This window comes from Synechococcus sp. J7-Johnson (genome assembly GCF_024345795.1).
In the GTDB taxonomy this organism is placed as follows: Bacteria; Cyanobacteriota; Cyanobacteriia; order PCC-6307; family Cyanobiaceae; genus Regnicoccus_A.
The window spans coordinates 34,846-59,930 of sequence record NZ_JAGQBU010000005.1; the positions used below are offsets into that span (position 1 = coordinate 34,846).

The window sequence follows — 25,085 nt, forward strand, 5'->3', positions numbered from 1 at the left end:
TAGAGAAGTGTGATCTTCAGGACTCACAGATGGGTGCCCCGTAAGGTGGCTTCATTGATGGATGGTCGATGGCCACAGGCACCCTGGCCCTGGTCCTTCATGCCCATCTCCCCTTTGTTCGGGACAGCCAGCCCGGCTCCCTGGAGGAAGACTGGTACTTCCAGGCCCTGCTGGAGAGCTATCTGCCGCTGCTGCAGGTGCTGGAAGACAGCCGGGATGATCCTGCCCAGCGGCCCTGCCTCAGCCTCGGGCTTTCGCCCACCCTGCTGAGCCTGATCAGCGATCCAGTGCTGATCGCGCGCTTCCCCGCCTGGCTCGCCCAGCGCCAACTGTTACTGCGGCAGGCCCCATCCGGCCACCGCAGCGCTGCCACCGCCCTGGCCGAGACCCTGGAGAGCACCCGCCAGAGCTGGATCGAGAGCGGCGGCCAGCTGCTGCACCGCTTCCGGCAGCTGCAGCAGGACGGAGTGCTCGACCTGCTCACCTGCGCAGCCACCCACGGCTACCTGCCGCTGCTGCGCCACAGCCCCGAAGCCGTGCGGGCCCAGCTGATCAATGCCGTACGCGAGCACCAACGGTTGCTGGGGGAGCGGCCGCTCGGGATCTGGCTGCCGGAGTGCGCGTACTACGAAGGTCTTGATCTGCTGCTGCGGCAGTGCGGCCTGCGCTACTCGGTGCTCGATGCCCATGGCCTGCTGCATGCCTTGCCGCGGCCGCGCTACGGGGTCTACGCGCCGATCTGCTCGCCTGCCGGCATCGCCTTCTTTGCCCGCGATGGCGCCGCCACCCTGCCGGTGTGGTCGGCTTCGGAAGGCTATCCAGGCGATGGCAGCTACAGGGAATTTCACCGCGACCTGGGCTGGGATCTGCCCGAAGCGGAGCTGCACGCCCATGGCATCAGCACGGCCAGGCCCCTGGGGCTGAAACTGCACAGAGTCAGCAGCCAGGGCTCTGCTCTCGATCAGAAACTGCCCTACGACCCGGAGGCAGCCGCCCAGCTGGCAGTGGAGCATGCCAGCGCCTATCTGGCAGGGCGCAGCGAGGAGCTGGAAAGCCTGGCTGCGGCCATGGCCCGTCCCCCCCTGCTGGTGGCACCGTTCGACGCGGAGTTGTTCGGCCACTGGTGGTACGAGGGTCCCCGATTTCTCGCCGAACTGTTCCGCCAGGCTCCTGCCGCAGGAGTGGAGTTCAGCAGCCTGCGCGGCGCCTTGATGCGGGAGGAGCCCCTGCAGGTCTGCCGTCCTTCCCCATCGAGCTGGGGGCAGGGCGGCTACCACCACTACTGGCTCCACCAGAGCAATGCCTGGGTCGTGCCGGAGTGGCATCGCGCCTCCGCGGCGATGGTGAAGCGGGTGAATGGCGGCGTGGCCTCGGATCACCAGAGGAGGCTGCTCACCCAGGCGGGACGGGAGCTGCTGCTGGCCCAGAGCTCAGACTGGAGTTTCATCCTTCGGGCCGGCACCACCACCGGACTGGCCCGGGAGAGGATCCACCGTCATCTCGATCGTTTCTGGCGGCTGATGCATGCCATCGACACCGGCGCGGCCTTGCCCGATGGCTGGATCGAGAGCATTGAGACCGACGATGGTCTCTTTCCCCAGCTGAACGCGGCGGACTGGGCCAGTGTCAGCGGCCAGCAGACCTCTCCACCAACCGACGAGCGACCCATCACCCATGCCTGACTCACCAGCCCCGCGCCGGCGCGACCAGGCCATCGATCTGATGCGCGCCACCTGCATCCTCTGGATCGTTGGCTTCTGGCACCTGCTGGGTTACGCCCCCTCGATCGATGGCTACAAAAACGACCTCACCTACCGGCTGACAGTGGTGGTGCTGGGGCTGTTTGTATTCATCTCGGGGCATCTGATCGGCAGGGCCCGGATCACCAACGCAGCCGAGGTCTGGCGGTTCTACCGGCGACGGATGGTCCGGATCTATCCCCCCTACCTGGCGGCCCTGCTGCTCTTCGATCTCTGCGGACTGCTCAAGCCGGGGCAGTTCGCCGGGGCAGCGCTGCTGACTGCGAGTTTCAGCCTGGAGCCACCCCTGACCCTCTGGTACATCTCGATGATCGTGGTGTTCTATCTGCTCGCCCCGTTGCTGCTGCTGCTGGTGCACAGCCTGAGCCAGACGCCCTGGCGCTGGACATCGAACCGGCTGGTGGTGTGTGCCGGGATCATCGGCCTCAACGTGCTGCTGGGCAAGCTGCTGGATGGGGTGGATCCGCGCCTGTTCCTCTACTTCCCGTCCTTCATTGCAGGCCTGGTGCTCTCCCCCTCGCTGGTGGAGCCGCGGGTGAGCGGCCGCAACATCGCCCTCACGGCCCTGGCCACCGTGGCGGCCACCCTGTTCTCCTTCCACCACCAGGCCCGGATCGACGAGAGCCTCAATGCCATCCCCCTGGCCGTGTTCGGTCCACTGCTGACCTTTCTGGTCTGTGAACGCTGGGGCCGCCATCTGCGTCTGCCCCCCCTGATCCTGGCGATCAGCACCGCCAGTTTCTTCATGTACCTCTTTCACCGGCCCATTTTCCTGCTCTTCACCAGTCGCGGTTTCCCCAGCAGCGCAAGCCCTCAGCTCGCCGTGCTGCTCCTGCTGGCCCTGCCGGTGATCGTGGCGGTCTCCTGGACGGGGCAAGCCCTCTACGACGCCGCTGTGAAAAGGCTTCAGCGGCCAGCCACCGCCCCTGGCTGAAGATCTCGGGCACCAGCCCGCGTACGCTCCTTGGCAAGGACTTCCTCGGGCTTGCCATACCCCAGGCCTCCAGCCATGTACTCACATCTGCTCGTTCCCATCGACGGATCCGAAGTCTCCCTGAAGGCTGTTCATGGGGCCGTGGCATTCGCCAAGGAGATGGGTGCCCGTATCACCTTCCTGAATGCCCGCAGTGTTCTGCCGGTGTCGATGGTGGGCACCGGAACCATGCTCGATGCCAGCACACTGGAGCACCTCAGCCTGGTGGCACGGGAAAATGCCGAGCGGATTCTGGCGGAAGCCCAGGCTGTGGCTGAAAGCGCCGGTGTGCCCTGCAGCAGTGAGGGAGTGATCAACGATCTCCCCCATGAGGCCATCATCGAGGCGGCCACTCACCACGGCTGTGATCTGATCTTCATGGCTTCCCATGGACGCCGGGGCCTTAGTGGACTGTTGCTGGGCAGCCAGACCCAGAGAGTGCTTATCCATGCCACCCTGCCGGTCCTGGTGTTCCGCTGAACGTCCGCAGGGCGGCTAACCCCGCAGGGCTCGCCAGAGCAACCCCGCTTCGCGCCCCTTCGGCTGCATCAGCCCCCAGCGCACATCGGCTGGCGCCTGAGCAAACAGGCGCACCATCGCCGACACCAATTCGCTGAGACTGAGGGTGTTGGTCAGAAAGCCGTACCACTGCAGCTCGGGCAGGGCGAAAAAGGTGCTGAAGAATGCACGCAGATCCTGCTCGGAGAAACGCATCAGCTTCTCGAGGCCGAACTGGTAAATGCCGTGCTTACGCACCAGCTCCGGGGTCCACAGGGCGCCCCAGGCCGTCTCGGCCACCTGGGCGGCGGAGAGCTCAGGCCGGGCCAGGGCCGCGAAGATCGCAGCGGCCAGGCCCGGGGCACGCCGCAGCAGGGAGCCCACCATGTAGCCCGAAGCGGGGTGTACCAAGCTGGCGGCTCCTCCGAAGCCCAGCACCCTCTGGCTGAGATCGGGCAGCGGCAGGTTCATCGGGAACAGGCAGCGCTCTTCGTGCTCCACCTGCAGTACCGCCACGCCCCGATGGGCCAGCCTCCTCAGCAGACGATCCCGAAGCACCTCGATCGGCACAGGTGGCGCCAGGGCCAGGGAGGTTTCCTCCACAAAGAATCGCCCCTCTCCCAGGTCCATGGCGTACAGGAAGGTTGGCGGACCCTCTCGCTCCTCCTGGCTCAGGTGGTCGCTGCGGTAGTCCATCAGCACGAACTGGCCTGGAGGCACGGGATCCGCCGTGAAGCTGCCCACGATTCCGTATGCAGCCTGGGCGGCCACGGGTCCAAGGGCCGGCCGGCGCACGAACACCGGGTCGTGGCCGGTGGTGTCGATCACCAGGCGGGCCCTAAGCACCTCCCCCTCCCGGGTGGTCACCTGGGAGCCCTCTGCGTCGTGGATCAGCTCAGCAGCCAGTCCCCGCCGCCAGTCCATGCCGGAGCAGCGCCCCAGCCAGTAAGCCTGGAGTTTGGCGCGATCAAAAAGGCCATAGTCGTGGCCGAGGGCCACTGGATCAGCACCGAAATAACTGACGCAGTTCGACCAGCGATGCTCAAGGAGATGGGCGAGATCGCGCTGGTCGAGCTCGGCGGCCCAGATGCCGTAGGTGTTCTGCCAGGGGCTGGCGGGATCGTCAGCCGCCAGCCCCATCACCCTCAGACCAAGCTCGACGAGCTCACTGGCGATCGCCAGTCCCGCCGGCCCGGCACCGAGAACCAGCACATCGGCCGCGGCGGGAAGCGTCAGGGGGACTCCGGTGTCGTGGAGGCATCAGGGGTGCCTTCAAGCTCCTCGTCCTCAGGGGCCGGCGGCACTAGCACCACCTCACTGAGACGATCACCACTGTCGAGCTTCTGCAGGCGCACACCCGTGGCGGCCCGCGACTGCTGGGGAATCGCATCGGCCTGCATGCGCACGATCACGCCCCGCTCACTCACCAGCAGCAGTTCCTCCCCTGGGCCCATCACCGTCAACCCCACCAGCACGTCCCCGTCGCGGCGGAACTTGATGGCGCGCAGGCCCAGGCCGGCCCGGCGCTGCAGACGGAACTGGGTCACCGGCACCCGCTTGCCCAGCCCACTGGCGGACGCCACCAGCACCCAGGGGCCCTCGGCGCTGACGCCAGCTTCCGGAGCCTCCTCCTCCTCGTCGCTTTCTAACGCGGCCGAACTGGCCACCTGATCGGCCAGTTCAGCGGGCAACACGTCCATGCTCACCAGCTCATCCCCCGGCCGCAGCGCCATCGCGCGCACGCCCCGGGCAGTGCGACCCAGGGGCCGCAGTTCGCTATCAACAAGGCGGAAGTGGATGGTCATCCCCTTCAGCGAGCCGATCAGCACGCTGTCGCATGGCAGGGCTAGCCGCGCCCAGCGCAGTGCATCACCATCTTCAAGACTGATCGCGATCAGACCGTTGGAGCGGATATTGGCGAAGGCCGAAAGCCGAGTGCGCTTGATGTAGCCGCCGCTGGTGAGCATCAGCAATTGAACATCGTCGTCGAAGGCACTCACCGCCACCAGCGAAGTGATCTGCTCCTCACGGGGAATCGGCAGCAACTGCACCACAGGGGTGCCCTTCGCACCGCGGCTGCCGACGGGCACCCGGTAGGCAGGAACGGCATAAACCACACCGCGATCGCTGAACAACAGCAGGGTGTCGTGGTCATTACAGCTGATGAACAGGCGCACGGCCTCCTCACCCTGGCTGCGGGTTCCGGCCTTGCCGCGGGTACCGCGACTGGTGGCCTCGAACTCACTCACCGGCATGCGCTTGAGATAGCCGTTCTCGGTGAGCAGAACCACGGAACGCTCATTGGCGATCAGATCGATGTCTTCAAGTCCACCCTCAAGATCAAGAATCTCGGTGCGACGTTCCGACGGATAGCGCTCCCGCAGCTGAATCAACTCGGCTTCGATCAGTCCAAGCACCCGCTCGCGCCGGCCCAGAATATCTTTGTAGTCGGCGATCTTAGTGACAAGATCTTCATGCTCCAGGCGGATCTTATCGGCTTCAAGAGCCGTGAGCCGGCGCAGCTGCATCTGCAGGATCGCATCAGCCTGGATCTCACTGAGTCCATGGCGCTCCTGCAACTGCAACCGGGCCGTGGCCGCATCCGAGGCCGCCCGGATCAGAGCGATGATTGGATCAAGCTGATCCAGGGCGAGAAGCAGACCCAGCAGGATGTGATCCCGTTCCTCCGCCTTGCGCAGCAGGTAGCGAGTGCGCCGCTCGATCGTCTCGATGCGGAACTCGAGGAACACCTCCAGCATTCGCCGCAGGGTGAGCAACACCGGTTCGCTGTTGACCAGCGCCAGCATGTGGGCGCTGAAGTTGCTCTGCAGGGGCGTGAGCTTGAACAGGTTGTTCAGCACCACCTGGGGATAGGCATCCCGGCGCAATTCGATCACGATGCGCATGCCGTCGCGATCGCTCTCGTCGCGGATGTCGGAGATGCCATCGAGCTTCTTGTCGTTCACCATCTCGGCGATGCGCTCGATCAGCGCCGCCTTGTTGGTCTGATAAGGGAGCTCGGTGATGATCACCGCGTCGCGATCCGGCCGGCCGGGTACTTCCAGCGTTTCGATCGATGCCACACCGCGCATCGTCACCGAGCCGCGGCCGGTGGTGTAGGTCTCGCGGATGCCGCGGCGACCAAGGATCTGACCGCCGGTGGGAAAATCAGGACCTGGAATCAGGGCCAGCAAGGCCCTTTCCTCGATCTCTGGATCGGCGATCAGGGCCAGCAGACCATTGATCAGTTCGGTGAGGTTGTGGGGCGGGATGTTGGTGGCCATGCCCACCGCGATGCCCGAAGAGCCATTCAGCAGCAGGTGCGGTACCCGCGCCGGCATCACCGTGGGTTCCTGCTGGGAGCCGTCGAAGTTGTCGATGTAATCGACGGTTTCCGCTTCGATGTCTTCGAGCAGGCTGTCTGTGGTGAGCGCCTGCAGCCGCGATTCGGTGTACCGCATCGCGGCCGGGGGATCGTTGTCGACCGAGCCGAAGTTGCCGTGGCCATCGATGAGCGGCATGCGCATCGAGAAGTCCTGGGCCATGCGCACCAGGGCGTCGTAGACGGCCGTATCTCCATGGGGGTGGTACTTACCAAGCACCTCGCCCACCACCCGGGCGCATTTGCGGTAAGGCCGGTCGCTGGTGAGGCCGAGCTCATACATCGCGTAGAGAATGCGCCGGTGCACCGGTTTGAGCCCGTCGCGGGCGTCGGGCAGAGCCCGGCCCACGATCACGCTCATCGCGTACTCCAGGTAGGAGCGCGACATCTCATTGCGCAGGTCGGTCTGGATGATCCGTCCGTCGGACTCGCCGGGACCCGTTGGATCCGCCATCTCGCACCACAATGCCGAAGGCCAGGTTAAGCGAGGCTGGGTCCACCCCTTCGTGGTTGCCAGCGCCGATGGGCTCTGCCCCCCCCCGCTCCCGCACAGAAGCGCAGCTGCGGGAGCGCCAGAACGCCGGCGACCTGGCGGTGCTCAGCGGCATGGACTTCCGTGCCCTGGTGGCCGCCGAGGGACTGGAGGCGGCCTATGCCTGCACCGACGTGGTGGTAGCGGCTAATGCCGAGTTCACCGACCAGGCCACGCTCCAGCTCAGCCTCGGCCCCTGTGATCCACCCATGCGCCTGCGCGAAGCGCGGCTGGACGGGGTCACAGCCCTGGGGGCCAGCGGCAGCGGTGGCCTGACTCTGCCGATCGGAGGCGGGATCTCGGACCCGGAGCGCCGGGGCGGCGCCCAGGTGCTGGGCAAGCTGCTGGCTGGCCAGGAGGTGGAGCTGGTGGCCAGCGGTGAAGGCACGGCCCTGCACCCTCGCCGTGAGCTCCAGACCCGCCTCCAGCTCGAACGCCTGGGCGTGGCACGCCTGCTGCTGCACCGCGCCATCAGCGAGAACGGCATCGTGGCGGTGAGCAGCGCCGAAGGGGTCACCCACAGCCCCTACGGCCCCCTGCTGGGCCCTTACGGCAGCGCTCTTTACAGCAGTGGCGGCTGCCGCAGCATCGGTCTGACCATGCCTGGACTCAGCTTGCTCGGCCCCGGCTCGCCAGTGCTGGTGGGAGGAGCGATCGGCTGGGTGATCGGAGCCGGCAGCGGCCACCAGCCCCAGATCCGGCGGTTGCCGAGCGGCCATGCCCGCGGGCCGGGGGCCGTGGCGGCGGTGAGCGTCGATCTGGCGGAGCTCAGGGCTGAGTGGATCCGCCCCTGCCACTTCGAAGGACATGGCAGTGCCCTGCTGGTGGCGATCGCGGCACCGGTTCCCCTAGTCAACCTGGCCGTGGCTCGCCAGGCAGCCTGCCGCGACGACCAGCTCGAGGCCCCCGTGCTGGATTTCTCGATTCCCCGCCGCATCCGACCGAGCTTCGGCTTCGTTCCCTACAGCCACCTGCTCACCGGCCAGATCCAGGTGGACGCCCGCCGCCTGCGCTGCGCACCTGCCCACAGCCCCCGCCTGGCCGAGGAGATCAGCTCCGTGCTGATCCAGCGCCTGCGCGATGGCTCGTTTCCCCTGAGGCTTCCCCTGCTCCCCTTGAGTGATCGCCCGGGCCTGATCCCGCTCGAAGGCTGAGCGCAGCAGCGGCGGGGATAGGGGCAGGGACAAGCCGGAGGAAACGGCGTAAGCTCCACCGGCGTTTTCGCGCGTTTACCGGTGGTCGAGTCTTCTGCTGCGTCCCATGAGCCCGAAGAGGGCCAGGACCTGCCATCAACGCCCCCACTCAGTGAGGCTGAACTCAGCGCTGAGCCTGGCCCCAGTCCATCAGCCCCGGACGAAGCGGTGACCACTGATGTCGAGCCGAGCGCCGGCGGAGAGTCCGCCGTGGAGCCCGAACCTCAACCAGCTCCAGAACCCGAGCCCACAGCGGTCCCCGAGCAAGAACAAGACCCCCAACCAGTCCAGGAGCTCAATACGCCACCACCTTCTGAGCCTGAACCTGCGCCAGCATCGTTTGTTGAGCCCTCGGCCGATCCAGCCGTGGCGACAACCCTGCACATCCCGGCCAGTGAAGCAGGCATCGACGGGGACGCAGGTGGAGAGTGGGAGCTGCTCATGGGCAAGGTCCGTGACTGGTTCAGTCGCGGTGACCTCCAGCAGCAGCTGAAGCAGTACAGCGGCCCCCTGAAGCTGCTGGCGGGCTTTGTGGTCCTGCTGCTGCTGCTCAGGATCTACGCCGCCCTGCTGGGAGCGATTGAGAGCCTGCCCCTGGTTCCCGGCCTGCTGGAGCTGGCCGGGGTGTTCTGGCTGAGCCGCTTCGTGCTCACGCGCCTGGTGCGCAGCAGCGACCGTCAGACGCTGCTGGCCTCCTGGAGGGAGCGCTGGGCGTCGTTCCGCGGCCAGCCCTGAGGCCAGGTTCATTGCAGCCTGGAGCGGGCCAGACCGGTTGATAGCTTGTCCCGACTGCAGAAACCCCAGTGGTGTCCATTCAGTTAGGCCGATCCCGAACCGTCCGCCGCGCCTATGGGATCGACGAGATCGCCCTGGTGCCCGGCGGTCGCACCGTGGATCCCGAGGTGACCGACAGCCGCTGGAGCATCGGCGGCATCGAGAGGGAAATCCCGATCATCGCCAGCGCCATGGACGGTGTGGTGGATGTGTCAATGGCTGTGGAACTCTCCCGGCTCGGGGCACTGGGGGTGTTGAACCTGGAGGGGGTCCAGTGCCGCTACGACGACCCGAATCCGATCCTGGATCGCATCGCTGAGGTGGGCAAGGAGGCCTTCGTGCCCCTGATGCAGGAGCTCTACGCCCAGCCCGTGCGTGAGGACCTGATCCGCCAGCGCATCGCGGCGATCAAGACCGCCGGTGGCATCGCCGCCGTCAGCGCCACCCCAGCCGCGGCCCTGCGCTTCGGCCAGGTGGTAGCAGAAGCTGGCGCCGACCTCTTCTTCGTCCAGGCCACCGTGGTCTCCACCGATCACATCGGCCCGGCCGGACGCGAGACCCTCGATCTGGCCAGGCTCTGCCGCGATTTCGGCATTCCCGTGGTGATCGGCAACTGTGTCACTTATGACGTGGCTCTCGAGCTGATGCGCGCGGGCGCGGCCGCCGTGATGGTGGGCATCGGCCCCGGCGCCGCCTGCACGTCAAGGGGCGTACTGGGCGTGGGCATCCCCCAGGCCACGGCGGTCGCCGATTGCGCTGCCGCCCGCGACGATCACGAGCGGGAGACAGGTATCTACGTGCCGATCGTCGCCGATGGCGGCATTGTCACCGGTGGTGACATCTGCAAATGCATCGCCTGCGGCGCCGATGCGGTGATGATCGGCTCGCCGATCGCCCGGGCCAGCGAAGCCCCCGGACGTGGCTTCCACTGGGGCATGGCCACACCCAGTCCGGTGCTGCCCAGGGGCACCAGGATCAGTGTGGGAACCACCGGCAGTCTGGAGAAGATCCTGCGCGGGCCGGCCAGCCTCGACGACGGCACCCAGAACCTCCTCGGCGCCCTGCGAACCTCGATGGGCACTCTTGGTGCACGCACCATCAAGGAGATGCAGCAGGTCGAGGTGGTGGTGGCCCCATCCCTGCTCACCGAGGGGAAGGTGTACCAGAAAGCCCAGCAGCTCGGCATGGGCAAGTAGCCCCCGCACCTGGGCTCTTGATTCCAGCCCGAAACGACAGAATCCCGGCGAAGATGGGCGTTAACCTCAAGGTGTGGGGGCTCCGGCTCGCACACTCCTCACACCAACCCGCCCGGCGCGTCCGGGCATTTTGTCTTCCTACGGTTGCTCCGCCGTCAGCGGGGATTCCGGGTCCTCGTTGCTAGATTCCAGGTACCTTGTCTCCTCCCTCGAATGTCCAGCGCCACTGCCGTCACCGATGCTTCCTTTGAGCTGGATGTGCTCAAGAGTGACGTGCCCGTGCTGGTCGATTTCTGGGCCCCCTGGTGCGGTCCCTGCCGCATGGTGGCCCCGATCGTCGACGAAATCGCCAAGGAATTCGAGGGCAAGCTGAAGGTCTACAAGCTCAACACCGACGAGAACCCCAACGTCGCCAGCCAGTACGGCATCCGCAGCATCCCCACCCTGATGATCTTCAAGGGTGGGCAGAAAGTGGACACCGTGGTGGGCGCGGTTCCCAAGAACACCCTTTCCGGCACGATCGCCAAATACCTCTGAGCATTCCCTCCGCTTCCCCCGCCTCAGCGTCATTGATGACCCCCGCCTCTCCCTCACTGGAGGGGTTGGGCCATTCCCTTGTTAACAACCCCCATCGCCTGCTGATCGAGCGCTCGCTCCACTCGATCCTGGAGATGGCCAGCATCGCCGATGACACCGACGACTGGCAGCTGATCTGCGGTGCCCTCAGCGATCTGCATGAGGCTCTGGCTGCCTTCCATCCGCACCGCACCACCCGCAAGGTGGCGGTGTTCGGATCGGCCCGCAGCCTGCCGGAAAGCTCCACCTACCAGCTGGCCGAGGAGGTCGGTCGTGAGGCCATGGCCAGCGGCTTCGATGTGATCACCGGCGCTGGCGGCGGGGTTATGGAAGCGGCGAACCGGGGAGCGGGAGCGGAGCACAGCTTCGGGCTCAACATCCAGCTGCCCTTTGAGCAGGAACCCAACCCCTACGTCGCAGCAGCCGGCGACCGCCTGGTTCATTTTCGTTACTTTTTCACACGCAAACTCTTCTTCCTGCGAGAGAGCGATGCCCTAGTGGTGCTCCCCGGCGGCTTCGGCACCCTCGATGAACTGTTCGAAGCACTCACCCTGATCCAGACAGGACGCACCGCTCCGATTCCGGTGGTGCTGCTGGCGCCGCCTGGCCATGAGCTCTGGCAGGGCTGGCCTCAGGAACTCCTCACCGGCCTCGAGCGCGACGGGTTGATCGGTCCAGACGACAGGGGCCTGCTCAGCCAGGCCAGCTGTGCCAGCGAGGCGATCGAGCTGATCCGCCACTTCTACCGGGTGTTCCACACCACCCGCGTCACCGACGATGGGCTGGAGCTGCTGCTGCACGTGCCTCTGGCGGAGGCTGATCTGCTGGCCATCCGCTCCGGCTTCCAGGATCTGCTGCGAAGCGGCGATTTCGAGCTGGGGGAAAGCTGCGACGACAATGATCGCCTGCGGCCCTGCCTCCAATTCGACTTTGATCAACGCCGCGTCGGCCGCCTTTACCAGCTCATTGCCGCCATCAACGCCCTCGATCTGCCCCGTTGCGACGACCTGATCCATCCGGAGCAACGCAGCTGCCTGGAGCCACAGCCATGAGCCTGCGAATCGGCCTGATCGATTACGGCATGGGCAACCTGCATTCGGTGGCCCGGGCAGTGGAGCGTCTAGGCGCCGAGCTGATTCCCGTACTGGACGCCCCCGCGATGGAGGCCTGCGCCGCCCTGATCCTGCCGGGAGTGGGTTCATTCGATCCGGCCATGGAACGCCTCCACCAGGCCGGGCTGGCGGATCCAGTGCGGGAATGGAGCGCCAGGGAACGCCCCCTGCTGGGGATCTGCCTGGGGCTGCAGTTGCTGTTCGAGGGGAGCGAGGAGGGAGAAGCAGCAGGCCTCGGACTGCTCAAGGGCAGGGTGCGGTCCCTACCGGCCACCCCGAGGCATCCGGTCCCCCACATGGGCTGGGCCCCCCTGATCTCCTCCAATCCGAGCCCCTTGCTGCCAGAGGGACATTCAGCCGCCTGGGTCTATTTCGTGCACTCCTACGCCGCCGCTCCCGATGACCCGGCCTGCACCACGGCAGAGGTGCTTTTCGCCGATCAGCCTGTGACCGCGGCGGTGTGGCAGGGAGCCCTGGCGGCCTGCCAGTTTCACCCCGAAAAGTCTGGTCCCCAAGGCCAGCGCATGCTTGAGCGCTGGCTGGGCTGGGTGGGAAAGGACGGGGCATGAGCCTGCGGCTGAGTGGCGGTCGCAAACTGCTCAGCCCGACAGGGCAGCACACCCGCCCGACCAGCTCCAGGGTGCGGTTGGCGGTGCTCAACCTGCTGGCGACTGAACTGAATGGTTGCCGCTGGCTCGATCTCTGCTGCGGCAGCGGGGTGATGGGCTGCGAGGTCCTGCAACGGGGCGCCAAGCTGGTGGTGGCCCTCGATCACGACCGGACCACCCTTGGAATCGCCCGGCGCAATCTGGAGGCCGTCAACGCTGGTATGAATCCGGCCAGCGACCTACGCGTGATCAGAGCCGACCTGCCGCAATGGCTGATGAATGGCCCAGCGCAACAACTGGGGGAGCAAGCGGCGAGCGGCTTCGATCTGATCTACGCAGATCCCCCCTACGCATCAGATCTTTATGCCCCTATCGCCAAGGCTGTGGCCGCGTCCGGCTGGCTGGCCGAGGGAGGACGGCTGCTGTGGGAATGCTCAAGCGACACATATCCGGAGGTGCCTCCCGGCTGGCAGCTCAGCGACCAGCGGCGCTATGGCAGTTGCGGCCTGATGATCCTGGTGCCTGCAGCCTGACTCAGCCGCCCAGAGCGCTGCCACGGCGGTACTGGTTCCAGGCCGCCACGAACAGGCCCACCAGGGTGATCGGGATCAAACCCAGAACGATGCCGCAGAGGAGGGGTTCAATCATCGGGAGCCGGAAGATTTGCCTTCCGCAATTCTCCCACGGCCAAGGCAGGCTGGGAGGGTCTTCCGAGTGATCCGTGACCGGCGATCCTTCCACCATCCTGGAGGCCCCCCAGGCGCCGGTTCAGCGCCAGGGCCTGATCACCGCCCTGGTGCTGCTGGCAGCAGCCGGCTGCATCCTGCTGCTGCTGCTCATTCTTCCAGCAGCCCGCAGCGACCCGTACACCCGCCGCACTCTTGAACTCTCGGGCTCCCCTGAAACTGGTGGTCGGCTGTTTCGGATGAACTGCGCCGGCTGTCACGGCATCGCCGCCCAGGGGCTGGTGGGTCCCAGCCTGCATGGGGTGAGCCAGCGCCGCAACGACCGCCAGCTGATCCGCCAGGTGGTGAGCGGCCGCACTCCACCGATGCCGCGCTTCCAGCCCGAACCCCAGGCCATGGCCGACCTGCTGGCCCATCTGCACACCCTGGAGTGAGTGCCGGCTCGGTGCCCGACTACCCAGAACTGGCCCTGGTGCTGGTGGAACCCGCCGGCCCCCTGAATGTGGGCAGTGTGGCCAGGCTCTGCGCCAATTTCGCGGTTCACGACCTGCGGCTGGTGGCCCCCCGCTGCGATCACCTCGGCGAGGAAGCCCGGCGCATGGCCGTTCACGCTGGAGCGTTGCTTGAAGCTGCCAAGGTCTATCCGGATCTGGCGGCAGCCATCGCCGACCGCACCCGGGTGGTCGCTGCCAACGGGCGAGTGGACTCGCAGGCGGTGCCCATCGAAGGGCCCGCCCAGGCCATCCCCTGGTTGCTGGGTCACCCGAGCCCGAGCCGGCCTGGGCCAGCGCGACGGACCAGCGCCGGGGCGCTGGTCTTCGGGCGGGAGGACCGGGGCCTGAGCACCGACGAACTGCTCCAGGCGGGCCGCATCCTGCGGATCGGCACCGACGCCGGCTACCCCTCCCTCAACCTGTCCCATGCGGTTGCCATCACCCTGCACGAACTGCGCCGCTGCCAGCTGGAAGACACTGAAAGCCGACCAGCCGGCCCGGCCCAGTCGATCGGGCCAGAACCCGCTGCTCGGGAGCTGCTCGAAGCCGCCCTCGCCGATGCCGAGGAACTGCTGCTGGAAGTGGGGTTTGTGCTCCCTCACACGGCCCATGCCCGGATGGCCAAGCTGCGGGCGCTGCTGCAGCGTGCCCAGATCAGCGCCGAGGAAGTGGCCCTGGTCCGGGGCATGGTCCGTCAGCTGCGCTGGGCCAGCCAGCGGGGAACCCCCTAAGGTCCTGCCATCTCCGTCGCCCCTGGCTGAATCGTGCGTACGGGTCGCTCCCCCCGTTCCGGATCCCCCGGCTGGTTCCAACCCCTCGCCCTCGTCATGCGCCTGCTGGTGATGGGCCTCGGCCTCGGGGTACTCACCGGCACCGCGTTGAAACAACTGGCTCCGAAGCTGGCCCAGGGGGCGATGGAAGCCCCCAAGGCAAGCAGCGCCAGCTCACCGGTGCCCACACCCAAGGGGGGCCTGGCCCTGGGCCGCTTCGAGCCCAGGGTGGAGCTCACCAAGCTCAGCCAGAGCTGGAAGGCCCTGGCCGCCGAGCACAAGGATCTCAAGGTGGGCGGCTTCCTGCTGGTTCTCGATGACGGCCGTTTCGCCCAGCTCAATCCCGACACACCCCTGCCAGCGGCCAGCTCGATCAAGACCCCGATCCTGCTGGCGGCCCTCGACGACCTGGACGCCGGCAAGCTGCGCTGGAACGAGCCGCTGCCCCTCACAAAGGAGGTGATGGGTGGGGGAGCCGGCTGGATGGCCAGCCGGCCGCTGGGCACCCGCTTCCCCTTTTATGAGGCCGCCACCGAGATGATCCGGGTGAGCGACAACAGCGCAACCAATCTGCTGATCAAGCGGCTCGGGGGCAAGGCCGCCACCAATGCCCACTTCCAGGCCCTGGGCCTTCCCGCCACGGTTATCAACAACTGGCTGCCCGATCTCGAGGGCACCAACACCACCAGCCCCCGCGACCTGGCCCGCTCGATCGCCCTGGTTGACATCGGCGAGAAACTCAGCCCCCGGGCCCGCGACCATTTCCGCACGATCATGGCCACCTCCCGCACCAACACCCTGCTGCCCGCAGGTCTGCTCAAGGGTCTGGGGGGCACCTCCAGCGACCCCGACAGCGAGCTGATGGCCCGGGGAGTGACCGTGCTCAACAAAACCGGCGACATCGGCATCGCCTACTCAGACGCCGGGCTGATCGAACTCCCCAACGGCAAGAGAGCCGTGGCAGGGTTCATGGTCAAAGGCCCGTTCAACGACCCCCGCTCCACCGATCTGATCCGCGCCATGGCCGCCGCCGTGAGCGAGACCCTCGTGGGTCGCAGCAACCCCTCATCCCAACCCCGCTGAGCCCTGATGCCTTTCCTGACCATGGCCGCCGGGTTGCTGCTCTCGGCCGGCGCGGCCCGGACCCCAGCAGCGGCACCGGCCCCAGCAGCCCCGGCACCGGCCCCCACCACCGAGCTGAGGACCCAGCAGGTGCGTCCTCTAGGCGGCGGGCTCGACCGGGTGCCCGTCGTCAACGACAACAACCCCGAGCTGATCATCCAGCCCGGCATTCTGCTCTCCACATTCAACGGCCGCGGGACCCTCTCGGGCCAGCCGTTCTCGAGCCCCGACGCTCACCTGAACGTTCCCCTGCAAGGACGCTTCGACCTGTTCAGCCACCACGTCTATGCCGGGCGTCCCGAAACCCTCGACTCGGTGCTCTGGCTGGGGGTGGTGGCGGCCCCAGTGAACAGCAAGCCGGTGCGGCTGCGGGTGCTGGGCGGATCCACGGCCCTCTCCCAGTCGAGTGATCCAAGCCAACCGGCGGCCCCCTTCCTGCCTCTGCCTGCGCTGATGTCCCACGACGGCAGTTCGGTGTTTGCCGGCCCCGGCTCACGTGTGGCGGCTGAACTGCTCCAGAACCGCAGAGGCGCAGGGATTCCCCAGGAATGGACCCTGGCCCCTGGCCAGCTCACCACCATGCTGGCCCTGCCGATACCCGTGAAAGGGCTAGATCCCCTGCTCAATGGCCGCAACCTGCAACTGCGGCTGGAGAGTGACGGCCCCGTGCAGTTGGCCACCCTGGCCGCCTTCGGTGGCGAGCAGGCGCCGGGGCCGGAAGTCTGGAGCGGCCTGCTGCGCGCCGGGCTCAGCGCCAAAGAGCATTTGCCCACGCCCAGGGGGCAGACCGGGGGCATCATCTACTCGAGGGTGAGCGGGGTGCAGACCGGCAGCCGCTGGAGTGCCCAACTCACCGATCCAGGCAGCAAGCTGCTCTCAGTTCGCAGTGCGCCGGTGTCCTGGCCTATCGCCTCGCTGGAGCGGGGCAGCCTGGGCAGCGGTCAGGTCCAGACTGCTGAGCTGAAGGCCTTCTACCCGGGAACCGCCTGGGCCGCCCACGGCAACTACGGCGTGGAGTACGACCTGATCCTCCCCCTGGTGAACGACAGCAAGGGGCCAGTGGCTCTCGATCTGGCCCTGGAATCCCCCCGCAAGACCGACAGGGCCGAAGGTGGCCTGCGCTTCAACCTCAACCCGCCGCGGGCCGTGATGTTCCGCGGCACGGTGGAGGTGAGTGGGCTCGATGGGCCGGCGGGCCGCCCCGCCGGTCGGCGCTGGTTCCATCTCGTGCAGCGCCAGGGAGAGAAGGGCCCCAGCCTTGGACGCATAAGCCTGGCCCCCGGACAGCAGCGGCAGGTGAGGGTGCGACTGATCTACCCCGCCGACGCCACGCCGCCTCAGGTGCTGAGCCTGCTGCCCGCTCCCGCGCTCCCACAGGCAGCTGTGAAACAATCCGAATCCGTGCCGGCCCCCCGTCCGTGAGTCAGACCCGCAAACGCAGGGCGTTTCCCTTCACCGCCATCGTCGGCCAGGAGGAGATGAAGCTTGCCCTGCTGTTGAACGTGATCGATCCACGCATCGGTGGGGTGATGATCATGGGCGACCGGGGCACGGGCAAGTCCACCGCTATCCGCGCCCTCGCGGATCTGCTGCCGGAGATCGATGTCGTTGCCGGCGACCCCTACAACAGCTCCCCCAGCGACCCCGACCTCCAGAGCGCCGAGGTGCGCCAGCGGGCTGAGAGCGGCGAAACGCTGCCGGTAGAGCGGCGCCAGGTGCCGATGGTGGATCTGCCACTGGGCGCCACCGAAGACCGCCTCTGCGGCACGATCGACATCGAGAAAGCCCTGAGCGAAGGGGTGCGGGCCTTCGAGCCGGGCCTGCTGGCCAAGGCCAACCGGGGCCTGCTCTATGTCGATGAAGTGAACCTGCTCGACGACCACCTGGTGGACGTGCTTCTGGATTCGGCCGCGTCCGGGTGGAACACGGTGGAGCGGGAGGGGGTGTCGGTGCGCCATCCGGCTCGCTTCGTGCTGATCGGCTCGGGCAACCCCGAGGAAGGGGAACTGCGCCCCCAGCTCCTCGATCGCTTCGGCATGAGCGTGGAGGTGCGCACGGTGCGCGATCCGGAACTGAGGGTGCAGGTGGTGGATCAGCGCACTGGCTACGACAGCGACCCTGACGGCTTCAACAGCCATCACCAGGGAGCCCAGGAGGCGCTGCAGGAGCGGGTGGTGGTGGCCCAGCAGCGGCTCCCCCAGGTGCTGATCGACCCTGATCTGCGCATCCGCATCTCGGCGGTGTGCGGCGAGCTGGACGTGGACGGACTGCGCGGCGACATCGTCACCAACCGGGCGGCCAGGGCCCTGGCCGCCTTCGAAGGCCGCACCGAAGTGAGCGACGACGACGTGGCCAGGGTGGTGGCCTGCTGCCTGCGCCACAGGCTGCGCAAGGATCCGCTGGAGCAGATCGATTCCGGCGATCGCGTGATCAAGGTGTTCTGCAAGATCTTCGAGATGGCGGACACCGCCCGCGACGCCTTCCAGCTAGCTCTGGCGGCCTGAGTCCTTGCGCATCCTCGGCATCGATCCAGGCCTGGCCCGCGTGGGGTATGGCCTGATCGAAACCGGCCCGCCGCAGCGACTGCTGGACTGCGGGATGATCCGCACCGAGGCCGGCACTCCGGAGGGTGAGCGGCTGGTGGAGATTGCCCGCGACCTGCGCTGGCTGGTCCGCCGCTGGAGCCCCGACCTGGCCTCCGTCGAGAAATTCTTCTTCTACCGCTCCAGCACCACGATTTCGGTTGTGCAGGCCAGGGGCGTGGTGATGATGACCCTGGCCCGGCTGAAGGTGCCGGTGGTGGAATACCCGCCGATGCAGATTAAGCTGGCCCTCACGGGCTCAGGCCATGCCGACAAGAACGACGTGCTGGACGCCGTCATGCGGGAACTGGAGCTGGAGCATCCCCCCCGCCCCGATGACGCCGCCGATGCCCTCGCCGTTGCTCTCACCGGCTGGTTTCAGCGCTGATGGCGGGCGAACCGGGGCTAGGCGACCCCAAACCCGTCTGGCGCCGGCATTTTCGCCAGCGGCGGGCTGATCAGCCCGAGGCGCAGCAGAAGCGGCTGCTGGCTCAGGCCCTGACCGGGGTGCCGCCCCTGCTCGGGGCAGACCAGCGGCTTGGGCTCTACTGGCCCCTGGCGGGTGAGCCGGATCTGCGTGAACTGACCCGGGCTCTTCCAGGCCGGCTGGCACTGCCCGCCATCCGAGATCTGGCAGACAAGAGGAGACTCGGCTACGAGGTCTGGGGGGGCACGGATCCTCTCCTGCCCGATGCCACGGGGGTGCCGGCGCCGGTGCCGGCAGGCACATCCTTACCAGCCGCGGCCCTTGGCCTGCTGCTGGTGCCGGCCCTCGCCTTCGACCGCCGCGGCTTCCGGCTGGGCTACGGCGGTGGTTGGTTCGATCGGCTGCGAGCCGATCCCTCCTGGCGCGCAGTGCCGGCCCTGATCGTGGCCCCAGCCAGCTGCGCGGTGGAGCAATTGCCGGTCGACCCATGGGATGTTCCCTTCAATGGCTGGCTCAGCGAGGGGGGGATTGAATGGTTGCAACCTGTTGAGAGGTCCGGGCTTTGATGGTCCCAGCGTCGATCTCTTTGCCAGGATCCCCAGGTTCGAGCCCCTACTTCCTTGGACCTCAGCTTCGATCACTCCCGCCCCTCTCCCGCCCGTCGGGTCGGTGCCACCGCATTCGGGGCCGGCACGGTGCCCGAGCGGGTGATGGCTGCTGAGCTGGGCCACCGCTCCCAGCCGAGTGAAGCTCTCTCGATGATGGTCAGCTCGATGGTGCGCATGGTCCAGGCCGGCAAGGGTCAGGCTGCCGGCAGCCGCTGGTCAGCCTCCTGAAGTCGCCTTAGTTTTGGAGCAACTTCCCTCCGACGCGACCACGCCCTGCCGATGACGACTCCACGTTTCACCGGGCTGTCCAGCCAGCTCGCCCTCGCGGCCCTGGCTGCATTGGTTGGCTTGATCGCAGCTCCAGGCAGGGTCGAGGCCCATGCGATCGAATCCAGTCTGGATCGGCTGGAATCCCTGCGGGACGGGCTGATGCTCGAGAGCCACTTCTCCAATGGTGAACCCGTGGAGGGCGCCACAGTGAGGCTGGTGCCCCCCAATGGGGGACAGCCCGTGGAGGTGGGTCAGATCGATGCCAAGGGGCGCCTCAGCTTCAACATGCCCAAGGGCGCCGATGGCAACTGGGAGTTGCAGGTCGATGCAGGTCCCGGACATCGGGATTTCCTTGAGGTGCCCACACAAGCGGGCCAGGCCCAGCTCGATCAGGTGAGCAGTGCCGATCCGGGGCTGAAGCCCACGCTGCTCTCAGTGCATCAACACCGATCGCTGCTGCTGATTGGCGGAATCACCGGGCTGGGCGCTCTGGTGGGTGGGTTGGCGATCCAGCAGCGCCGCCGCGGCTGAGAGCAAGCGCCACACTGGGTTTACGTCTCCCTTGACCCAGTCCATGAGCACCGGCAGCGAAAGCCTCGACGCGATCGTGGAGCGCCTGCGGGGCACCAGCGACCCCAAGCGCCGCTACGAGTACGTGCTGTGGCTGGCCAAGAAGCTCGCCCCCCTGCCCGAGGAATTCCGGCAGGAGGTGTTCAAGGTGAAAGGCTGTGTCTCCCAGGTGTATGTGGTGGGGCAACTGGTCGACGGCAAGCTCCACTGGCAGGGGGATTCCGATGCCCAGATCACCAAGGGGCTGCTGGCACTGCTGATCGCCGGGCTGGAGGGCCTGGCGCCTAACCAGGCAGCTGGTCTGGACCCTGGCTTTCTGGCCGAGACGGGCCTTCAGGCCAGCCTCACCCCCTCCCGGGCCAATGGATTCCTGAACATTCTGAAGATGATGCAGGCCCAGGCCAGGAGCCTGGCGGCGGAATGATTTCTAGGATCATCGGTTTCGCGCTGTAATCGGTATGACCATCGGCATCGGCTTGCTCGGTCTGGGCACGGTGGGAGCCGGAGTCGCCGAGATACTCACCTCCCCAGGCGGGCGCCATCCACTGGTGGCGGAGCTGGAGCTGCGGCGCATCGCCGTGCGCGATCCGAACCGCCCCCGGCCCGTGGCCCTGCCTCCCGAGCTGCTCAGCACCGACCCGGAGGAGGTAGTGAACGATCCCTCGGTGGAGATCGTCGTGGAGGTGATGGGTGGGCTGGAGCCGGCCCGCAGCCTGATCCTCGCGGCCATTGCCGCGGGCAAGTCGGTGGTGACGGCCAACAAGGCCGTGATCGCCCGCCATGGCGAGGAAATCGCCGATGCCGCAGCCCGCCAAGGGGTTTACGTGCTGATCGAAGCGGCGGTGGGCGGAGGCATTCCCATCATCGAACCCCTCAAGCAATCCCTTGGAGGCAACCGCATCCAACGGGTGAGCGGCATCATCAACGGCACCACCAATTACATCCTCAGCCGCATGACGGATGAGGGGGCTGCGTACACCGAGGTCCTGGCGGAGGCCCAGAAGCTGGGTTACGCCGAAGCCGATCCCGCCGCCGATGTGGGGGGCCATGATGCGGCAGACAAAATCGCGATTCTCGCCGGGCTGGCCTACGGCGGCTCGGTGGAGCGTTCCTTGATTCCCACCGTCGGCATCAGTGACCTGCAGGCGAGGGATGTGAGCTACGCCAGCCAGCTGGGCTACCGGGTGAAACTGCTGGCTGTGGCCCAGCACCTTGGCACTGCGGCAGATGGCAGCGAATGCCTCGATGTGCGTGTGCACCCGACGCTCGTCCCCTCTGACCATCCTCTGGCGGTGGTCAATGGGGTCAACAACGCGATCCTGGTTGAGGGAGATCCCGTGGGGCGGGTGATGTTCTACGGCCCGGGGGCAGGGGCAGGCCCCACCGCTTCGGCCGTGGTGGCCGACATCCTCAACATCGCCGGCATCCGCCAGATGGGCGGCACCGGCGGAGGGCTGGATCCCCTGCTGGCGGCCAGCCGCTGGCGCCGCTGCAGCCTGGTGGAGACTTCCCGCACCAGCCACCGGAATTACGTGCGCCTGCAGACCAGCGACCAGGCCGGAGTGATCGGCCGCATCGGCAGTTGCTTCGGCCACGAAGACGTCTCGATCCAATCGATCGTGCAGCTGGAGGCCAGCGGCGGACAGGCTGAAATCGTGGTGATCACCCACGAGGTGGAGGAGGCCCGATTCCAGGCGGCCCTGGCCGCGATCCAGGCTCTCTCAGGGGTCCAGAGCGTGGCAGCCTGCCTGCGCACCCTCTGAGGCCCTGAGGCCATCAGCAGACCTGCTGGCGGCCAAAACGAGCGCTCATGCGGCAGCGGTTGACGAGCAGGGGCAGAGCAGGGCCAATATGGAAACATTCCTTCACCAGCATCCGGATGCTCATCCGCTCACCTGGCAGCGCACGTTGTCCAGGTTGAACGCCACCTGAGCCACCCCTGCGAAATCCTGAGCCGACAACGGCTTTTCCCCATTCCTTCGCTTCCCGGTACCCAGCCCTGTCCCTCGCCCCTGCCAGCCCTGATCAGGGCTGCCGTTCGCCCCACAACCCAGCGACCGCCATGACCCTCCATCAGGGTGACTGCGTTCACCTCAGTGCCGACATGGCCCTCAGCGCCGGACCCACGAGCGATGGCCTGTATCAGGTGATCGGTGTAGATGCACCCCATGACCGCTGCTGGGTGCGTCGCTGGCCCCTGGCGCGGCACGGCTCTCCGGTGTTCGAGGTGTCGATCCGCCAGGTGGAACTTAATCACCTGCCCCATTCCCAGAGCTGCCCGTCGCGGTCTTGAATGGGGGCCTCTGAGCACCCAGGAGCCTCCTGAACGCTTTGCCTGGCTTGAAGCGGCTGCGCACGGTGTCCTTGCTGGCCATCCTGATGGGGGCCCTGCTGGGTTGTCAGCCCCAAGGCCCCGGGGGGCGGCTGGTGGTGGGCAGCCGCACCAGAATCGACTCTGTGGACCCGGCTGCCACCTACAGCTTCGGGGCTCTCCAGCTGATCAGCGCCATCGGCGATCCGCTCTACGCGATCGATGCCAAGGGTCAGCTGGAACCACGGCTGGCCACGGCCCTGCCGAAGCTGAGTCCGGATCGGCTCACCGCCTGGGTGCCGTTGCGGCAGGGAGTGCGCTTCCACGACGGCACCCGCTTCGATGCCGCCGCCATGGTGTTCACCCTGGAGCGGTTTCTGGCCATCGGCAAGCTCAGCTATCTACTGGGTGATCGCATCGTTTCGGTGCGGGCCAGCGGCAGCCATGAGCTGGAACTGAAGCTGCGGCGCCCCTTCACCGCCCTGCCCCAGCTGCTGAGCGCAGTCAGTCTCACGCCCCTTTCCCCCACTGCGTACCGAAGCCACGACAAGCGCTTCCTCAATGACCGCTTCGTGGGCACCGGCCCCTACAAGCTCACCTTCTTCGCCGATCAGCAGCAGCGGCTGGAGCCCTTCAGCGACTACTGGGGGGAGCGTCCAGCCAACAACGGGCTTGACCTGGTCAACCTCAGCAACTCCACGGCCCTCTACGGGGCCCTGCGCAGCGGCGAGGTGGATGTACTACTCTCCACCAGCCTGGAGGGCGACCAGCAGCTCTCCCTGCACCAGGACGCCCAACGGGGGCGCTTGCTGGAAGGGGTGGGACCGGCGCTGGAGATCGGGTACCTGACCCTGCTCAGCGACCAGCCTCCCCTGGAGAACCCGCTGGTGCGCCGTGCCATTGCCCACAGCCTTGACCACGAACTGATCAGCCGGCGGGTGACCCATGGCCTGCGGCCGCCGCTGCGTGATCTGGTACCGCCCAGCCTGAGCGGCTCCGAACCGACGGCCTGGCCGGCCTACGACCCAGCGCAGGCGCGGCGCCTGTTTGAGCAGGCCGGCTACTGCCGGGGCCGAACGCTGAACCTGCCCTTCACCTTCCGCTCCAACATCCCAGCCGACAAACTCTTCGCCCTGATCTGGAAGGAACAGCTGCGCCGGGATCTGGGTGATTGCATCGTTCTGGAGGTGAGCGGCATGGAATCCACCACGGCCTACCGTCAGCTTGGAGAGGGGGCTTTCGCCTCGATCCTGCTGGAGTGGATGGGCGACTACCCCGACGCCGACAACTACCTGCAGCCGCTGCTGGGCTGCAACAAGGCCGTGGGCTATCGCTGCCTGGAAGGACCCAGTGCCGCCAGCGGCAGCTTCTGGACCCGCCCTGGCCTGAACGAGGAGCTGCTCCTCAGCCAGAGCCTGGAGGGAAGCGAGCGGATCGAGCTGCTGCAGCGTCTGCAGCGGGACACCGCCGCCGCCGCCCCCTACATCCCGGTCTGGCTGGTGGCGCCGCGGGCATGGGCCCAGGCCAGCCTGAGCACTCCGGTGTTCGATGGTTCCGGCCGCGTGATGCTCAGCCAGCTTCAGCAGCGGCCTGCCGCTTCGAGGCCTGCGCCATGAGCCGCCGCCGTCAGCTGCTGGGCTACCTGGGCAGCCGGCTGCTGCTCGCTCCTGTGATGCTCTGGCTGATCGCCACTCTGGTGTTTCTGCTGCTGCGGCTGGCGCCTGGGGATCCCATCGACGCCCTGCTGGGCACACGGGCGCCGGAGGCGGCGCGTCAGGCCCTGCGCCAGCAGTTGGGGCTCGACCAGCCCCTGCCGGCTCAATACGGCCACTTCCTGGCCGATCTGGTCAAGGGGAATCTGGGGGAATCGCTCACCAACCAGACCCCGGTGCTGGAGGTGATCCGCCAGAGCCTGCCGGCCAGCCTCGAACTGGGACTGTGTGCGCTGCTGATCGCCGCAGTGCTGGGGTTGGCGGTGGGCTTCAGCGGCATCGCTCGCCCCGAGGGCAGGCTCGATCTGGCAGGCCGGCTCTATGGCATCGGCACCTATGCCCTGCCGCCGTTCTGGGCCGCGATGGTGATCCAGCTGATCTTCGCCGTCTGGCTGGGCTGGCTGCCGGTGGGAGGGCGCTTCCCCGCCACCCTGATGCCCCCCAGCGGCAGCGGCTTTTATCTGCTTGACAGCCTGCGTGCCGCCAATCCCCAGCAGCTGGCCGGCAGCCTGCGGCACCTGGTGCTGCCCGCCAGCACCCTGGGCCTGCTGCTCAGCGGCATCTTCGCCAACGCCCTGCGACTCAACCTCCGCAGGGTGCTGCGCTCCGACTACGTGGAAGCGGCCCGCAGCCGGGGGCTTAGTGAAACCCGGGTGGTGCTGCGCCATGCCCTGCCAAATGCACTGCTGCCGGTGCTCACGATCACCGGTATCACCGTGGCGTCTCTGATCGGCGGCGCCCTGCTGATCGAGGTCACCTACTCCTGGCCAGGCATCGCCTTCCGACTTCAGGAGGCCATCGGCCAGCGCGACTACCCCCTGGTGCAGGGGATTGTGGTGGTGGTGGCGGCCCTGGTGGTGCTGGTGAGCGTGACGGTGGACATGCTGGTGGCGGTGCTGGATCCACGTATCCGCTTCTGAGCCACGCCT

Annotated in this window: 27 protein-coding genes; 24 read left to right on the forward strand and 3 right to left on the reverse strand. The window is 67.0% G+C overall.

The window, feature by feature from the left end:
• The first annotated feature begins 68 nt into the window (after positions 1–68).
• From KBY93_RS04005 to KBY93_RS04015, 3 genes are all read left to right on the forward strand, one after another.
• Positions 69–1,682, forward strand: coding sequence for a glycoside hydrolase family 57 protein (locus KBY93_RS04005; protein WP_255092958.1), 1,614 nt, complete (start codon positions 69–71; stop codon positions 1,680–1,682).
• A complete protein-coding gene (locus KBY93_RS04010) occupies positions 1,675–2,694 on the forward strand; it encodes an acyltransferase (RefSeq protein WP_255092959.1) in 1,020 nt (339 codons plus the stop codon). The genes KBY93_RS04005 and KBY93_RS04010 overlap by 8 nt, the downstream gene beginning before the upstream one ends.
• 75 nt (positions 2,695–2,769) lie before the next feature.
• Positions 2,770–3,213 (forward strand): universal stress protein, encoded by a 444-nt coding sequence (locus tag KBY93_RS04015; RefSeq protein ID WP_255092960.1) that lies wholly within the window; start codon positions 2,770–2,772, stop codon positions 3,211–3,213.
• Positions 3,214–3,228: 15 nt separating this feature from the next.
• Here KBY93_RS04015 and crtL read toward each other — a convergent pair whose 3' ends face one another.
• Positions 3,229–4,467 (reverse strand): lycopene beta cyclase, encoded by a 1,239-nt coding sequence (crtL, locus tag KBY93_RS04020; protein ID WP_255093054.1) that lies wholly within the window; start codon positions 4,465–4,467, stop codon positions 3,229–3,231.
• Positions 4,464–7,067, reverse strand: coding sequence for a DNA gyrase subunit A (gene gyrA / locus KBY93_RS04025; protein ID WP_255092961.1), 2,604 nt, complete (start codon positions 7,065–7,067; stop codon positions 4,464–4,466). Before gyrA ends, crtL begins: the two co-directional genes overlap by 4 nt.
• 68 nt (positions 7,068–7,135) lie before the next feature.
• Here gyrA and KBY93_RS04030 point away from each other — a divergent pair, with 68 nt between their 5' ends.
• The 7 genes from KBY93_RS04030 (at position 7,136) to rsmD (ending at position 13,137) form a co-directional block, all read left to right on the forward strand.
• Positions 7,136–8,299, forward strand: coding sequence for a homocysteine biosynthesis protein (locus KBY93_RS04030; RefSeq protein ID WP_255092963.1), 1,164 nt, complete (start codon positions 7,136–7,138; stop codon positions 8,297–8,299).
• A 405-nt stretch (positions 8,300–8,704) separates the two neighbouring features.
• Entirely contained in the window at positions 8,705–9,073 is a 369-nt protein-coding gene (locus tag KBY93_RS04035; RefSeq protein WP_255092964.1) for a CAAD domain-containing protein, read from the forward strand.
• Between the two features lie 71 nt (positions 9,074–9,144).
• The gene (locus tag KBY93_RS04040; RefSeq protein WP_255092965.1) at positions 9,145–10,308 is read left to right on the forward strand and encodes a GuaB3 family IMP dehydrogenase-related protein; all 1,164 of its coding nucleotides are present in this window, start codon (positions 9,145–9,147) and stop codon (positions 10,306–10,308) included.
• A gap of 213 nt (positions 10,309–10,521) precedes the next feature.
• Positions 10,522–10,845, forward strand: a complete 324-nt coding sequence (trxA, locus tag KBY93_RS04045) for a thioredoxin (protein ID WP_006170349.1) — start codon at positions 10,522–10,524, stop codon at positions 10,843–10,845.
• Positions 10,846–10,880: 35 nt separating this feature from the next.
• The gene (locus tag KBY93_RS04050) at positions 10,881–11,936 is read left to right on the forward strand and encodes an LOG family protein (protein ID WP_255092966.1); all 1,056 of its coding nucleotides are present in this window, start codon (positions 10,881–10,883) and stop codon (positions 11,934–11,936) included.
• Positions 11,933–12,565 carry an imidazole glycerol phosphate synthase subunit HisH gene (hisH, locus tag KBY93_RS04055; protein ID WP_255092967.1) on the forward strand — a complete coding sequence of 211 codons (633 nt, stop codon included), beginning with the start codon at positions 11,933–11,935 and terminating at the stop codon, positions 12,563–12,565. Before KBY93_RS04050 ends, hisH begins: the two co-directional genes overlap by 4 nt.
• Positions 12,562–13,137: a 16S rRNA (guanine(966)-N(2))-methyltransferase RsmD gene (gene rsmD / locus KBY93_RS04060; RefSeq protein ID WP_255092968.1), complete on the forward strand. Its 576-nt coding sequence runs from the start codon at positions 12,562–12,564 to the stop codon at positions 13,135–13,137. The genes hisH and rsmD overlap by 4 nt, the downstream gene beginning before the upstream one ends.
• A 1-nt stretch (position 13,138) precedes the next feature.
• Here the strand turns inward: rsmD and petG are convergent, their stop codons facing one another.
• On the reverse strand, positions 13,139–13,252 hold the full coding sequence (petG, locus tag KBY93_RS04065; RefSeq protein WP_006170345.1) for a cytochrome b6-f complex subunit V: 114 nt from the start codon (positions 13,250–13,252) through the stop codon (positions 13,139–13,141).
• A gap of 73 nt (positions 13,253–13,325) precedes the next feature.
• Here petG and KBY93_RS04070 point away from each other — a divergent pair, with 73 nt between their 5' ends.
• The 14 genes from KBY93_RS04070 (at position 13,326) to KBY93_RS04135 (ending at position 25,076) form a co-directional block, all read left to right on the forward strand.
• On the forward strand, positions 13,326–13,724 hold the full coding sequence (locus KBY93_RS04070) for a cytochrome c (RefSeq protein ID WP_255092969.1): 399 nt from the start codon (positions 13,326–13,328) through the stop codon (positions 13,722–13,724).
• A gap of 11 nt (positions 13,725–13,735) precedes the next feature.
• Complete coding sequence (locus tag KBY93_RS04075) at positions 13,736–14,515, forward strand: RNA methyltransferase (RefSeq protein ID WP_255092971.1); 780 nt, start codon at positions 13,736–13,738, stop codon at positions 14,513–14,515.
• Between the two features lie 96 nt (positions 14,516–14,611).
• Positions 14,612–15,637: a serine hydrolase gene (locus tag KBY93_RS04080; protein WP_255092972.1), complete on the forward strand. Its 1,026-nt coding sequence runs from the start codon at positions 14,612–14,614 to the stop codon at positions 15,635–15,637.
• 6 nt (positions 15,638–15,643) lie between these two features.
• On the forward strand, positions 15,644–17,098 hold the full coding sequence (locus tag KBY93_RS04085) for a DUF3370 domain-containing protein (RefSeq protein ID WP_255092973.1): 1,455 nt from the start codon (positions 15,644–15,646) through the stop codon (positions 17,096–17,098).
• Entirely contained in the window at positions 17,095–18,180 is a 1,086-nt protein-coding gene (gene bchI, locus KBY93_RS04090) for a magnesium chelatase ATPase subunit I (protein WP_255092974.1), read from the forward strand. The genes KBY93_RS04085 and bchI overlap by 4 nt, the downstream gene beginning before the upstream one ends.
• A gap of 4 nt (positions 18,181–18,184) precedes the next feature.
• Positions 18,185–18,646 (forward strand): crossover junction endodeoxyribonuclease RuvC, encoded by a 462-nt coding sequence (gene ruvC, locus KBY93_RS04095; RefSeq protein WP_094554355.1) that lies wholly within the window; start codon positions 18,185–18,187, stop codon positions 18,644–18,646.
• Positions 18,646–19,251 (forward strand): 5-formyltetrahydrofolate cyclo-ligase, encoded by a 606-nt coding sequence (locus KBY93_RS04100; RefSeq protein ID WP_255092975.1) that lies wholly within the window; start codon positions 18,646–18,648, stop codon positions 19,249–19,251. The genes ruvC and KBY93_RS04100 overlap by 1 nt, the downstream gene beginning before the upstream one ends.
• Before the next feature lie 54 nt (positions 19,252–19,305).
• Positions 19,306–19,521, forward strand: a complete 216-nt coding sequence (locus tag KBY93_RS04105; protein ID WP_255092976.1) for a hypothetical protein — start codon at positions 19,306–19,308, stop codon at positions 19,519–19,521.
• A 51-nt stretch (positions 19,522–19,572) separates the two neighbouring features.
• The gene (locus KBY93_RS04110) at positions 19,573–20,094 is read left to right on the forward strand and encodes a hypothetical protein (RefSeq protein WP_255092977.1); all 522 of its coding nucleotides are present in this window, start codon (positions 19,573–19,575) and stop codon (positions 20,092–20,094) included.
• Between the two features lie 43 nt (positions 20,095–20,137).
• Positions 20,138–20,557, forward strand: coding sequence for a SufE family protein (locus KBY93_RS04115; RefSeq protein WP_255092978.1), 420 nt, complete (start codon positions 20,138–20,140; stop codon positions 20,555–20,557).
• Positions 20,558–20,591: 34 nt separating this feature from the next.
• The gene (locus KBY93_RS04120; RefSeq protein ID WP_255092979.1) at positions 20,592–21,896 is read left to right on the forward strand and encodes a homoserine dehydrogenase; all 1,305 of its coding nucleotides are present in this window, start codon (positions 20,592–20,594) and stop codon (positions 21,894–21,896) included.
• A gap of 299 nt (positions 21,897–22,195) precedes the next feature.
• Positions 22,196–22,426 carry a hypothetical protein gene (locus KBY93_RS04125; RefSeq protein ID WP_255092980.1) on the forward strand — a complete coding sequence of 77 codons (231 nt, stop codon included), beginning with the start codon at positions 22,196–22,198 and terminating at the stop codon, positions 22,424–22,426.
• A gap of 47 nt (positions 22,427–22,473) precedes the next feature.
• A complete protein-coding gene (locus KBY93_RS04130) occupies positions 22,474–24,060 on the forward strand; it encodes an ABC transporter substrate-binding protein (protein ID WP_315856384.1) in 1,587 nt (528 codons plus the stop codon).
• A complete protein-coding gene (locus KBY93_RS04135) occupies positions 24,057–25,076 on the forward strand; it encodes an ABC transporter permease (RefSeq protein ID WP_255092981.1) in 1,020 nt (339 codons plus the stop codon). Before KBY93_RS04130 ends, KBY93_RS04135 begins: the two co-directional genes overlap by 4 nt.
• Positions 25,077–25,085: the final 9 nt, after the last annotated feature.